We start from the raw sequence: 12,146 nt of genomic DNA, 5'->3' as shown, positions 1-12,146 counted from the left end.
GGACTGTCCCATGAGCCGCGCTTTGTCCGCACTTCTTGCGGGACTAATCTTGTGCACGGGAACAGGACCGGCCACGACGCTCGAGAATACCCAATCGAGGGTTGTCGTATACACGGAAGACTACAAACCGCTCTATTTTCAGGATGAAACCGGCCGGATACAGGGCACCGCCACCGAGTTTCTCCGGCAAATCGCCGGCAATGCCGGTATCGAGCTGGAACTGCACATCCGTCCGTTCAAGCGCGGCCTGAACGCCGTACGGAACAACGCCGACCATTGTTTCCTGGCGCTTTGGCGCACCGCCTCGCGAGAACCTGATTTCACGTGGGTCGGTCCCCTGGAAACGGACGGATATGGATTGTTTGCGCTCAAGGACAGCGACATCAGCCTGTCCACCGTGGAGGACAGCTTCGCCTTTGCCACCGGCGCCGTTGCCGGCTGGACAAGCACCGAGGAACTGCAAAGGGCCGGGCATGACAAGCTTGTGCTCGTCGATCAGGACGGGCTCAACGTCAACATGCTGAAAATGGGCCACACCAAGCTCTGGCTGGGCGGACTGATCTCCGCCCCCTACGTCGCCGCGCAGCACGGTGTTGAAATCAGGAATGTGCTCACGATGCAGGAAGTGGAGCTGTCGCTTGCCTGCAATCCGCGCATCAGTCGGCACCTCACGGACCGCCTGCAAGCCTCGCTCCAGGAGTACAGGAAGCGTGTTCCGGTCAGGAACCCAAAGAAACTGACACAGTAGTTCGGCCTGAAACGTCCGGCGCGCACGAGATGAACGAACACCTGCGGGCCTTGACGGCATGGCCCCGCATCCGGCCACGGCCTTTGCCGCAACGTAAGCAGAAACAGCGAATTAACTTCGCCACCCACCTGCATTCAAGTCACATCTAGAATATAGACTTAAATTTGTACAATTTGCCCAACAAATATACAAGTTACCGCTTACATTTAGCGCAGATATCCTTTGGATCTTCTTAATAGTTTCACGGCAGACTGATGGCATCGATCCAGCGTCCGGAGCATCAGAATGACGTTCGCCAAGCTTCCATTCAGGAAGACAAACAAACAGGTTTCCGCCAGCACGCCTGCCCGTGCCGGCATCCCGGCACGCCAACGCCCGTTTCTGGACTGGCCGATCAAGACGCAGCTTCAAATCGGTTTCGGTGCAATGTTGCTCTGTGCGCTCGGCGTGGGCGCCGGAGGCCTGATCGCCGGCTCCCAGGTCAAAAACTCGGTGACAACGGCCAAGGCGGCCAACGAGCTGCTCGGCAGCGTGCCGCAACTGCAAATTCATGCCCAGACCTTTGCAAGTGACGGCAGCAGCACTGCCGCCAATGCCGTCCAGGGTGAAATCGCATCAATCGCGGACGAAAGCCGACAGCTTGCCGAAGGTCAGCCTCAGGTCGCGGCGGATCTCGCGGACATTGTCTCCGGACTGGAAAACAGTTTCGCGCGCCTGCGTCAGACCCGGCGGGACCGTGACGCCGCAGCCGACGACCTGGATGCCCTGACCAGTGGCCTCGTCGAGACCACCAACCAGGCATTCGAGGAATACAAGAAACTTGCCGCCTACCGCTCCGCCCTCGCGATCACCAATGAAGGCAAGATGAACGACCTGTCCAAGGTGGCGCCCCGCCTCAGTGACATGCGCATCGCGACCATCGTGCTGGCGCAGGAAGCCGAGGCCTTTGCTTCCGATCCGGACAAGTCTCTCGCCAAGACGCTCGAAGACCGGGTCAAGGACCTGGACAAGGATGCCAAGGCGGTACGCCGGACGGTCAAGACCGACACGCTCAAGTCCGATGTCAAGAAGCTGACCAAGGCCTCCAAAGCCTATGCAAAGCTGCTGAAAAACCACCTGAAGTCTCCGGAAGGCGACGCCTGGACCAAGAGCCTCCAACCGGCCACACAGGAGCTCGTCACGCTCGCCGACGCCATCATCAAGGGGGCGGAGGAACCGATCGACGCCCTGACGCAGGAGCTGCGCGACTTCGACAAGGCGACGGCGGACATTGCCCTCCTGTCGAACTATACGCAGAGCTTCGCCCGCGGCGTCCTGGGCGTGCGCAGCGCCTATGCCGATTTCCTGAACACCTCTTCCGAAGACGCTTCAGGGGCCTTTCAGCTCTATCTCGATGATGCCCTGACGGAACTCGGCAACCTGGAGACCGTGCGCACCGCGGCCGGCAAGAACACTTCGGACAAGGCGCTCACCGATCTCCTGAACGGCCCGCTCAAGACCCTTGTCACCGCCGGGAACGAGGACCTGCCGAAGCTCGAGACGGCCTTCGGCACCGTCATGACGGCAACGTCCACCCTGCACGCCAGCCAGCACGATTTTGCGGCCGCCGCCGCCTCGCTCACTGAACAGGCCGAGGCCATCAGCGCTTTGTCCGGCGAGACTGCGGTGTCCAGTGCCGCTGCGGCCCAGACGCAGATCTCCCTGACCCTGGCGCTGGCCCTTGCCCTTGGCATCGCCTTTGTCGTGATCCTGTCCGGCGCAATCATCCGGCCGATCCGCAGCCTGACCGGCGCCATGCTCAAACTGAAGGACGGCGAGACGGATCTCGAGCTTCCCGCTGCCGCCCGCAAGGACGAGATCGGCCACATGGCAAAGGCGGTCGCAACCTTCTGTGACCGCGAGCGGGAACGCATGCGCCTGGAAGCGGAGACCGAGGCCAGCCAGGAAGAGGTACGCCGGCGCCAGGATACGGTTGATGCGCTCGTCGCCGATTTCCGCCAGGACATCAAGGCCGCACTCGACACCGTGACCGGCAACATGCATCAGCTCGACAACACGGCCGAGCAACTCTCCGAAATCGCCCGCACCACAACCGGCCGCAGCGAGGATGTCAGCACAGCCTCCAGCCAGGCCAGCCAGAACGTCCAGACAATTGCCGCGGCCACCGAGGAACTGACCGCGTCGGTCCAGGAAGTCGGCCGTCAGGTCGGCGACACGCTCAGCCGGGTCGAGGAAGTGGCCGGAGCCACCAAGACCTCCAACGACCAGATCCGCGGCCTGTCCGCCGCAGCGGAACGCATCGGCGCCGTGGTTCAGCTGATCCAGGAGATCGCCGAACAGACCAACCTGCTGGCACTCAACGCCACCATCGAGGCGGCGCGCGCCGGCGAAGCCGGCAAGGGGTTCGCGGTCGTCGCTTCGGAAGTCAAGTCGCTTGCCGGCCAGACCGCCAAGGCAACCGACGAGATCTCCAGCCAGGTGCGCGAGATCCAGCAGGCCACCAATGGTGCGGTCGAGGCGATCAGCGGGATCATGGGCATGATGGATGCGGTCAACGAGACAGCCGCCGCCATGGCCAGTTCCGTCAAGCAGCAGGCCGACGCCACCGCGGAAATCTCCAGCGGCGTTTCCCAGGCCGCGGACCAGACCGCCAGCGTGTCGGACAATATCGGCGACCTGTCGCAAGGCTCGAGCGAGACCAGCCAGTCGGCCAGGGCGGTGGAAGACATCGCCGGCGCCGCCACCAGCCAGCTGGCCGAGGTCACCACCCGCATCGACCGCTTCCTGAAGGATGTGGCGGCGGCCTGAGCCGCCACACGTCTCACCCGGACTGAAGTCAGGCGGTTGAGGCCGCCTGGCCGTCCCGCATCTCGAACACCTCCCGCGCCGCGTTGAGACCGTTGATCGCTGCCGGCAGCCCGCCATAGACAGCCATCTGCCAGATCGCCTCGACAATCTCGGTCCGGCCGGCGCCGGCCGCCAGCGTGTGCTCTATGTTGATCTTGAGCTGCGGGCCCGTCTGGCCGCCCAGCACCGTCAGGGCGGCTATGGTGCATAATTGCCGGGTTTTCAGATCCAGGCCCGGCCGGGCGTAGTGACGGCCATAGGCCCACTCGATCAGGCTTTCGCTGAACTCCGGCAAGAGATCGTCGTAGCGGTCCGAGAGGACCTTCTCCAGATCGGGATTAAGCTTCTGCGTCAGCGCGCGGCCGCGTTCCAGGGCTGTGCTCATGGGTCGGTTTTTCCTGTCTGGACGGCGCACCGTGTTCGGTCCGGGCGCAGGTTTCGAAGGCGGGATCAACGGTCTCACCCGCTTCCATCCTTCTGTAGAGATCGATTTTATCGTCCAGAACAGCCAGCATCTCGGTGAGCCTGCCGATATCGCCTGCAACCTTGTGCCGGTGCGTTTCGAGCATTTCCCGGCGTTCGGTCAGCGACGCGGCGCCTTTGCCGCGCAGCTCCGCATAGCGCAGCCGGTCCCTGATGCCCATGCCGGTGGATTTCAACCGGTCAAGGAAATCGATCCACCTGAGGATCGTCGCATCGTAGACCCGCCGCCCGCCGCCATCCCGCAAGGGACGCGGTAGAAGGCCGATCTTTTCGTAGTAGCGCAGGGTGTCGGTGCTGAGCCCCGACCTTTCGGCAAGGTCGCCAATCTTCATCTACTGACTGTCTCCGAACGGAACGATTTCCGTCACCTACCGGCTGGAGTGCACTCCAGGTCAAGCAAAAAAAACGGCCGGCGGAGAGACCGCCGGCCGAAGGGAAATACTCGCAGGGAGCAATGTCCGGTTTTTCGACCCGACCTGACGAAGCGCCAGACCTGATCCCGGCTTATCGCTGCCGGCTGGCCCTCGTCAGGCGAACCACCAGCGCTCGACGGCCCGGAAGCCGTCAAGGGTCCAGTTGGCGGCAACTTTCTCCGGATGCTGGACCTTCTCGTTGTGCGCCATCACATAGCTGGCGAACATCGGAATGATCACGCCGCCATCGGTCCGTACCAGGTTCTGCATTTCGCGGTACATGTCCGCGCGCTTGGTTTCGTCCAGCTCGGAACGGGCCGTCTTCAGCAACTCGTTGAAGCGGGCGTTCTCCCAGTAGGTGTCGTTCCACGGTGCACCCGACGCATAGGCCACGGAGAACATCCAGTCTTCCGTCGGACGTCCGCCCCAGTACACCGCGCAGAACGGCTTTTTCATCCAGACATCCGACCAGTAACCGTCATTCGGCTCGCGCACGGGCTTGATGTTGATGCCGGCCTTCTCCGCACTGTTGGAGAAAAGCACCGCCGCGTCGACCGCGCCGCCAAAGGCCGCTTCGGCCGCTGACAGGCTCACGTCGAGGGAATCGAGACCGGCCTGCTTGAGATAGTATTTCGACTTGTCCGGATCGTAGGTGGTCTGTTCCAGGTCGTCCGCGAAGAAACGGTTCGACGGGCTGATAGGATGGTCGTTGCCGACCGCGCCGTAGCCGAACAGGATCTTGTCGACGAGTTCCTGGCGATCGACGCCGTATTTGAGGGCCATGCGTACATTGTTGTCGTTGAACGGTGCGGCACGGGTGTCCATCGCGAAGGTGTAGTGCTGCGTGCCCGTGGTCGACAGGATCGTCACGTTCGGCGACCGCTTGAAAAGGCCGACGGTCTTCAGGTCCACCTGGTCGATGACATCCACGTTGCCGGTCAGGAGCGCCGACTGGCGTGCTGCCGGGTCGACGATGGTCAGCAGCTTGACGTCGTCGAAATGGGCCCGGTCGGTCTTCCAGTAGTTCGGGTTCCTGGTCAGCTCGGCAATGACGCCCGGCTCGTAGTTGGTCACCTTGTAGGGGCCGCAACCGTCGCTGCTGGTCGGGTCGATCTTGCCGTCGGAGGATTTCATGATCGGCAGGTGATAGTCGCTGACCACGAACGGGAAGTCGGCATTGCCCGCTTCCAGCGTGAACACGACACTGTCGCCGTCGACGCTGATATCCTTGATCGGATCGACGAACGGCTTGGCCGCCGAGGTGCTGTTCTCGCCACGGTGATAGTTTATCGAGGCCACCACGTCTTCCGGCTTGACCGTGCCGCCACTGTGATACTCGATGCCCTGGCGGATCTTGAAGGTCCAGACGGTGGCGTCGGGAGACGCTTCCCAGCTTTCCGCCACTTCGCCGATCAGACTACCATCCGGGGTGATTTCGATGAGGTAACCGTGGCGGGACGTGGCGAACACCTGCACGAAGACATTGTCCCAGGTGCCCGGATCGTAGTTTTCGCTGGTGTTGCCGGCGGCAATCCCGACCCTGAAGGTGCCGCCCTTCTTGGGCTGCGCGGCCGCCGGACCGACACCGAACTGGCTGGCAAACGCGGTTGCGCCAATGGCGGCGGTGCCCTGAAGAATACTGCGCCGAGAAACGCCGGATTGCAGGATCGGCTTGTTGTGGTTTCTCATTTTCATGTCCCCTCTTTGTGTTTCAGATGCGAAATTGACGCAATGGAACGCGCATGCGCGTAAGAATCTGCCCTGAACGCCTCGACGCCCTGCCAGTAGGTCTCCAGCAGCAGGACGTCTGTTTTTCATACTATGACGTTTTTGATTGATCGCTCAATTAAAAAAAAGCTAACACTCCTGCAGACACGTCTTTCCGTGAGTGGAGGTGCAGCATGGCGAAGCGCAAGAACATCCTGATCCTGATGGTGGACCAGTTGAACGGGACCCTGTTTCCCGATGGTCCGGCCGATTTTCTTCATGCGCCGAACCTGAAGAAGCTGGCCGGGCGTTCCGTGCGATTCGAAAACACCTACACGGCGTCGCCACTCTGCGCGCCGGGCCGTGCCAGCTTCATGTCCGGCCAGTTACCGCGCCGCACCGGCGTCTATGACAACGCCGCCGAATTCGCCTCCGACATCCCGACCTATGCCCACCACCTGCGGCGCGCGGGCTACACCACCTGCCTGTCGGGCAAGATGCATTTCGTCGGCCCGGACCAGATGCATGGCTTCGAGGAACGCCTGACTACCGACATCTACCCGGCCGATTTCGGCTGGACGCCGGATTACCGCAAGCCGGGCGAGCGCATCGACTGGTGGTATCACAACATGGGCTCGGTCACCGGGGCCGGGGTTGCCGAGATTTCCAACCAGATGGAATATGACGACGATGTCGCCTTCCAGGCGGTGCGCAAGCTGCACGACTATGGCCGCGGCAAATACGACCGCCCCTTCTGCCTGACCGTCAGCTTCACCCATCCGCACGATCCTTACGTGGCGCGGAAGAAATACTGGGATCTCTACGAGGACTGCGAACACCTGCTGCCGCCGGTTCCGGCCATGGACTATGACGACCACGACCCGCATTCGAAGCGCATCTTCGATGCCAACGACTGGCGCAACTTCGACATCACCGAGGACAATATCCGCCGCTCACGCCGCGCCTATTTCGCCAACATCTCCTACCTGGACGACAAGATCGGCGAGATCCTGCACGCGCTGGACGCCATGCATCTGGCCGACGACACCACCATCCTGTTCGTGTCCGACCACGGCGACATGCTCGGCGAACGCGGCCTGTGGTTCAAGATGTCCTTCTTCGAGGGATCCTCGCGCGTGCCGCTGATGGTGTGCGACAAGGACCTTTCCCCCGCGCACATCTCCACCCCGGTCTCGACGCTCGACGTGCTGCCGACGGTCTGCGACCTCGGCGGCATCGACATGAGCGAGATCATGCCCTGGACAGACGGCATGTCGCTGGTGCCGTTGGCGAACGGCACGGCACGCACCGAACCCGTGCTGATGGAATATGCCGCCGAAGCCTCCTATGCGCCGCTGGTGGCGATCCGCCAGGGCCCGTGGAAATACACCCATTGCGAGCTCGACCCGCCGCAGCTGTTCAATCTCGACGAGGACCCGCACGAGCTCAGGAACCTGGCCGCCGACCCGGCCCATGCCGACACCGCCGTCAGGTTTGCCGAGATCACGGGCCGGAAATGGGACATGAGCGCCTATGACGCCGAGGTCCGCCAATCCCAGGCAAGACGCTGGATCGTCTACGAGGCCCTCAGGAACGGCGCCTATTTCCCCTGGGACTACCAGCCCCTGCAACAGGCCTCCGAGCGCTACATGCGCAACCACATGGACCTCAACGTGGTCGAGGAAAGCCAGCGGTATCCGAGGGGCGATTGAGGGGAGTAGGTTTTCAAAGAACCGCGTTTGACTGCAAACGGTTATCGGATAGGTTGAATTCGGCAGCAAATTCAACGGTCAATTCGGTTCATGGCAAACGCGGTTTTCTACCATAAACCAGACAGCATCTATGATGATGATCCGGCCACGCGGTATCATTTCCCCAAAAGCTATCTTTCAAGGGTTCAGCAAACTCTGGGAGACTGGATTGTCTACTACGGACCGTTGCCCCGCAGCAAAGGTCGCTTTTACACGGCGATTGCCCGCACGACACACATAAGTCCAGATCCGAATGATCCGGACCGTTTCTATGTTTTCCTTGAGGATTATATCGATTTCGACAGCCCGGTTTCCTACACCGACAACGGTGGTTACGAGAAAAAACTGTTTCGGCCTGACGGCAGGCCAAATGGCGGGCGCACCCAACAAGCGGTTCGAATTGTCGAACCGGAGGAAATAGGTGCGATAACATACGCGGGCCTGTCGGAAGTCGACCCTTGGCCTGCCCGCGTTGATACCCCGGACAAGTCAGATCTACCGGAAGGATTCTCCGATCAGGATCAGGTCCAACTGCCTGATATGTTCGCGGAACGGAACCGGCAAACCATCATTTTGTCCCGTCCGTTTCGAGATGCAAAGTTCCGACAGCACATTCGCCAACTCTATGATCGCACCTGCGCCTTTACCGGACTGCGGCTGATCAATGGCCGTGGGCGTCCCGAAGTGGAAGCAGCGCACATCATTCCTGTCGAAAAAGGCGGTAATGATTCCGTCCAGAACGGCATTGCCCTCTCCGGAACAGTTCACTGGATGTTTGACAGAGGCCTGCTAGGTCTCTCCGATCATTATGAAATACTCGCCTCCAGACACCTCAACTACGACGTCGCCCACCTTCTGAACAAGGATCGCAAAGCGTTGGTACCTTCTGATCCAACGAAAAGGCCTCATCCGCGATATCTGGACTGGCACCGGAGCAACGTTTTCAAGAGTTGAAATGCGCTCGACAGGACCGCTTTCCTCGAAGAGACTAGGCTGTAGTGACAAGTTAACGATTGGCAGCGCCGCCCGAAAACTGGGTCCATTCAAGGAGCATGGCGGAAGGACATGCGGGGCATATTCGACGACATGCAACGCTGAAAGGACCCAGTTTTCGGGCGGCCCGTTTGGGTTGGTCCGGGATCGTCCCTGAAGGCGTTGGAAATGCCCGAAAGAGCGCTGCACTTCCTTGCGCTTTCCGCCTGTTCAGGAACGATCCTGACCCCAACGATGCCAGTCGTAAATTTGTAACTACGGCCTGACGTTTCGCCTACGGATATCTGGACCTCGACATGCTTCGCCACGTTCTCCTCCCTCTCCTCCTGTGCCTTGCCCTTCCGGCAAGCGCCCTTGCCCAGTCCTACAATGTCGAGGCGGGGCCGATCTGGAACAACGCGGATGCGCAGAACAAGTGTCCGGGGGTGTGCAGCGGTCTGGGAGCCAACTGGAACGGTCAGTGGCACACGACGAAACAGGGGCAGATGTCGGTCTGCTCCTGCGAAAAGGCCAGCCCGGGCCGCAACATCGAGGCCGGACCGATCTGGAACAATGCAGACGCCCAAAACAAGTGCCCGGGCGTCTGCTATGGCAACGGCCTCAGCTGGTCGGGCCAGTGGCACACCACCATCCAGGGGCAGATGTCGGTTTGCGAGTGCCGCTGACGAGACAACCTACTTGGTGCAGCCATTCACGTCGGCCGCACAGTAGAAGCCGTCCGTGGAATTGCCGCAGCAATAGGTGAAGCCGGGCGAGTTGCAATACTTGTTCGACGAGCCGCAACGGCCTGCGAGCTGGATCAGCGGCGCGGCGTCCGTCTTGTCTCCCTGAACGATGTCCTGACCGGAAATCCGCGGCGACATGTTCGGCAGGGCAGGCACTTCAAGATCCCGCTGCAGGCTGGCCAGAACAATTTTCGCGGCTGTCAGGTCAGGTTGATTTGCAGCACCGAACGGATCGGCCGCAGCCGGCAATGCACAGCCAAGCGCTGCCAGAAACGTGATGGTTTTCGTCAAGGCTCTGATGGTCATCTTTCGCCTCCTCCGCGCAAGATGATGCAGGGTTTCTGCTATTTTGAACGCCTTGAAGAATATCACGAAATGGCTGCCGATCCCATTGGGGAAAAAACGCAGCACTCATAAGCTGCGCCCGGCACGCGCACGCGTGAACCGGGCAGACCGCGCGCCCCGCGTGTCAGCTCCTGGAGAACAGGCCATGGCCCTCCGGCAAGGGCTGACCGCTCGCTGTCGCCTCGCTCTCGATCAGGCGCAACAGCGCCCGTCTGCTCGCCTCGAAATCCGCGGCCACGCCGCCTTCGGCCATGACCAGCCGCTCGAGCCCGAACCCGCCGACTTCGAACCCGACGGCCCGCCGGTCCAGCGGCGTGATGCTGACCTCTCCGATCTCCAGGTATCCCTGCAGGGGATAGGCCAGATCGTCCGGTTCGGTGCCCGGCAGCGGGTAATGCAGGCTGACCGTTTCGAAGGCAGGCTGCGCCGGATGTCCCGGCGGCGCGAAATAGCCGGACCCGTCGCCCGCCGCCATGGCCTCCTTCCGGTCACGCTGGACTATCCGGCCGGCGCGCACCAGCTCGTGCCGGTCGCGATAGGGACCGAAGGCTTCGGTCGACACGAACACCAGCCGGGCCGGATCCAGGTTGCGCTGTTCCACGAGCCAGGTCAGCAGCTGGCCGAACAGGGCGCCGGGCTCCGCGGGTTCCGACACGCGCAAACCGCAGATGGTGAACAGGGCCAGGACGCCCGGGGTGCCGGCCCCCTCGGCATCTTCCACCCGTGCCGCGGGCTGTACGAACAGGCTTTTGCCGGCAACGGGTTCCGGCCGGGTCTCGTCATACCGCAACCCGCCATTGAAGCTTTGACCCGAAATCATCCCGAGTGGATCGGTCCAGGCATAGCCGATCGCGCCGAAATGATCCGTGAACGCTGCGGCAAGCGTCGCCGCCGTCGGTGCCGCGGCGCGGGCGTGTCGCGTCAGCGCCAGTCCGGCGGCACCGGTCATCGTCATCGAAAGCAGGGTTCTTCGGGAAACGGCCATGTCGAGCCTCCTGGCTGGTTTCAATCACGGCCCCATCTTGCGCCGCCAACCGCCGGTTGAACAGGGGAACGCTGGCACAAATACGCGCATGTGGCGACACAGGAAGTGCCGGGAAAATTATTTGATTGCCCCTGACAACCGGACAAATTTCCGCCGCAATCCGGGCGCTAATTTCGCTGCAGCAGGGTCAAGCGCGTCCCGCGTAAGCCACTCACCAGGCAATGCTTTCGGCAATCCCCCCAAGGGACAGCAAGGCACCAGATGGATAGAGAACCCAAGCCGTCATGACGATCCGGTCATGGCCGCGACACCTCTGCATTCCAACATCTTTTATCCCTGAAAGGATATCTGCCATGGCCCTTCGCGGCTTTGTACTTGGTGCTGCCTTCCTCGCCGCCGGCCTGCTGCCGGCCGCCGCCGACAGCGTGACCTCCACCGTCCATCACTGGGATGCGGACACCCGAACGCTCGTGCTGGACGACATGTCCCAGTTCCAGGGCATTTCCGAAGACGTTTTCGTCCCGGAAGACCTGAGCGCCGGCGAAACCGTCACCATCACCTTTGAAGGTGCCGAGGACGGCGTCGAGTCCATCCTGGCCATCGAGGTCCAGCCGTAACAGGCAAATGCCTGCCGGCGCATCCACCTGGAGGAGATCTGCAAATGCGCAACTGGCTTGTCGCGCTGATGTCGGCCGCCGTGATGATCACACTGCCCCTGATCAGCCCGGCCCCGGCCCGCGCCGATGAAGCCGCAGGAACAATCCTGTCCATCGACGCCCGGAACGGATTGTTCACGCTTGAGGACGGCACCGAATTCCAGCTGGCCGGCGATATCGGCCCGGAGCAGCTGGTGATCGGAATGGAGGTCCTGGTCACCTACGCCACGACGGAGACCGGCGACCTCTACGCCACCGCGCTCGAGATCCTGGACTAGGACCAGGACCCAACCCCATCGATCCGCTCTCCGGAACCCCGTCGGCTCCGGAGGCACTGTCCAACTTTCCATCGGCCCGCGTCCCACCCGAGGGCACGGACTCACAAAATTGTACCTTCAGGTCGCTCGAAAAAGGACTGAAAACAAGGCGCAAGAGTGAAGGAAGCCTGGCTGGCTTTCAAACTCTTGCAACGCAGATTGCAGTCCTTTTTCGA

General features: G+C 61.6%; 12 protein-coding genes. 7 read left to right on the top strand and 5 right to left on the bottom strand.

What is annotated here, in order from left to right; all coding sequences use genetic code 11:
* Nucleotides 1-10 precede the first annotated feature (10 nt).
* Nucleotides 11-748: a substrate-binding periplasmic protein gene (locus tag O6760_RS15935; RefSeq protein ID WP_269580700.1), complete on the top strand. Its 738-nt coding sequence runs from the start codon at nucleotides 11-13 to the stop codon at nucleotides 746-748.
* A 285-nt stretch (nucleotides 749-1,033) separates the two neighbouring features.
* The gene (locus tag O6760_RS15930) at nucleotides 1,034-3,556 is read left to right on the top strand and encodes a methyl-accepting chemotaxis protein (protein WP_269580699.1); all 2,523 of its coding nucleotides are present in this window, start codon (nucleotides 1,034-1,036) and stop codon (nucleotides 3,554-3,556) included.
* Nucleotides 3,557-3,584: 28 nt separating this feature from the next.
* On the opposite strand, the gene O6760_RS15925 is transcribed toward O6760_RS15930, so the two are convergent.
* From O6760_RS15925 to O6760_RS15915, 3 genes are all read right to left on the bottom strand, one after another.
* On the bottom strand, nucleotides 3,585-3,980 hold the full coding sequence (locus O6760_RS15925; protein ID WP_269580698.1) for a carboxymuconolactone decarboxylase family protein: 396 nt from the start codon (nucleotides 3,978-3,980) through the stop codon (nucleotides 3,585-3,587).
* The gene (locus tag O6760_RS15920) at nucleotides 3,934-4,410 is read right to left on the bottom strand and encodes a MerR family transcriptional regulator (protein ID WP_269580697.1); all 477 of its coding nucleotides are present in this window, start codon (nucleotides 4,408-4,410) and stop codon (nucleotides 3,934-3,936) included. The genes O6760_RS15925 and O6760_RS15920 overlap by 47 nt, the downstream gene beginning before the upstream one ends.
* A gap of 195 nt (nucleotides 4,411-4,605) precedes the next feature.
* On the bottom strand, nucleotides 4,606-6,186 hold the full coding sequence (locus O6760_RS15915) for an ABC transporter substrate-binding protein (protein WP_269580696.1): 1,581 nt from the start codon (nucleotides 6,184-6,186) through the stop codon (nucleotides 4,606-4,608).
* 206 nt (nucleotides 6,187-6,392) lie between these two features.
* On the opposite strand from O6760_RS15915, the gene betC reads away from it, so the two are divergent.
* From betC to O6760_RS15900, 3 genes are all read left to right on the top strand, one after another.
* Nucleotides 6,393-7,910, top strand: a complete 1,518-nt coding sequence (gene betC, locus O6760_RS15910; RefSeq protein ID WP_269580695.1) for a choline-sulfatase — start codon at nucleotides 6,393-6,395, stop codon at nucleotides 7,908-7,910.
* 90 nt (nucleotides 7,911-8,000) lie between these two features.
* Complete coding sequence (locus O6760_RS15905) at nucleotides 8,001-8,903, top strand: HNH endonuclease (protein ID WP_269580694.1); 903 nt, start codon at nucleotides 8,001-8,003, stop codon at nucleotides 8,901-8,903.
* A gap of 335 nt (nucleotides 8,904-9,238) precedes the next feature.
* On the top strand, nucleotides 9,239-9,607 hold the full coding sequence (locus O6760_RS15900; RefSeq protein ID WP_269580693.1) for a mannan-binding lectin: 369 nt from the start codon (nucleotides 9,239-9,241) through the stop codon (nucleotides 9,605-9,607).
* A gap of 9 nt (nucleotides 9,608-9,616) precedes the next feature.
* On the opposite strand, the gene O6760_RS15895 is transcribed toward O6760_RS15900, so the two are convergent.
* Together O6760_RS15895 and O6760_RS15890 are read right to left on the bottom strand one after the other, a co-directional pair.
* A complete protein-coding gene (locus O6760_RS15895; protein ID WP_269580692.1) occupies nucleotides 9,617-9,973 on the bottom strand; it encodes a hypothetical protein in 357 nt (118 codons plus the stop codon).
* A 163-nt stretch (nucleotides 9,974-10,136) separates the two neighbouring features.
* Nucleotides 10,137-10,997 carry a hypothetical protein gene (locus O6760_RS15890; RefSeq protein WP_269580691.1) on the bottom strand — a complete coding sequence of 287 codons (861 nt, stop codon included), beginning with the start codon at nucleotides 10,995-10,997 and terminating at the stop codon, nucleotides 10,137-10,139.
* A 353-nt stretch (nucleotides 10,998-11,350) separates the two neighbouring features.
* Here O6760_RS15890 and O6760_RS15885 point away from each other — a divergent pair, with 353 nt between their 5' ends.
* A complete protein-coding gene (locus tag O6760_RS15885; protein ID WP_269580690.1) occupies nucleotides 11,351-11,614 on the top strand; it encodes a hypothetical protein in 264 nt (87 codons plus the stop codon).
* 44 nt (nucleotides 11,615-11,658) lie between these two features.
* The gene (locus tag O6760_RS15880; protein ID WP_269580689.1) at nucleotides 11,659-11,931 is read left to right on the top strand and encodes a DUF1344 domain-containing protein; all 273 of its coding nucleotides are present in this window, start codon (nucleotides 11,659-11,661) and stop codon (nucleotides 11,929-11,931) included.
* Nucleotides 11,932-12,146: the final 215 nt, after the last annotated feature.

The sequence above is a fragment of the Roseibium sp. Sym1 genome (assembly GCF_027359675.1).
Classification (GTDB): Bacteria; Pseudomonadota; Alphaproteobacteria; order Rhizobiales; family Stappiaceae; genus Roseibium.
This window is presented reverse-complemented; position numbering and strand designations above follow the sequence as displayed.

Coding starts and splice junctions, on each gene's coding strand:
- O6760_RS15935 (WP_269580700.1), top strand. CDS start 11: ATGAGCCGCGCTTTGTCCGCACTTCTTGCGGGACTAATCTTGTGCACG.
- O6760_RS15930 (WP_269580699.1), top strand. CDS start 1,034: ATGACGTTCGCCAAGCTTCCATTCAGGAAGACAAACAAACAGGTTTCC.
- O6760_RS15925 (WP_269580698.1), bottom strand. CDS start 3,980: ATGAGCACAGCCCTGGAACGCGGCCGCGCGCTGACGCAGAAGCTTAAT.
- O6760_RS15920 (WP_269580697.1), bottom strand. CDS start 4,410: ATGAAGATTGGCGACCTTGCCGAAAGGTCGGGGCTCAGCACCGACACC.
- O6760_RS15915 (WP_269580696.1), bottom strand. CDS start 6,186: ATGAAAATGAGAAACCACAACAAGCCGATCCTGCAATCCGGCGTTTCT.
- betC (WP_269580695.1), top strand. CDS start 6,393: ATGGCGAAGCGCAAGAACATCCTGATCCTGATGGTGGACCAGTTGAAC.
- O6760_RS15905 (WP_269580694.1), top strand. CDS start 8,001: ATGGCAAACGCGGTTTTCTACCATAAACCAGACAGCATCTATGATGAT.
- O6760_RS15900 (WP_269580693.1), top strand. CDS start 9,239: ATGCTTCGCCACGTTCTCCTCCCTCTCCTCCTGTGCCTTGCCCTTCCG.
- O6760_RS15895 (WP_269580692.1), bottom strand. CDS start 9,973: ATGACCATCAGAGCCTTGACGAAAACCATCACGTTTCTGGCAGCGCTT.
- O6760_RS15890 (WP_269580691.1), bottom strand. CDS start 10,997: ATGGCCGTTTCCCGAAGAACCCTGCTTTCGATGACGATGACCGGTGCC.
- O6760_RS15885 (WP_269580690.1), top strand. CDS start 11,351: ATGGCCCTTCGCGGCTTTGTACTTGGTGCTGCCTTCCTCGCCGCCGGC.
- O6760_RS15880 (WP_269580689.1), top strand. CDS start 11,659: ATGCGCAACTGGCTTGTCGCGCTGATGTCGGCCGCCGTGATGATCACA.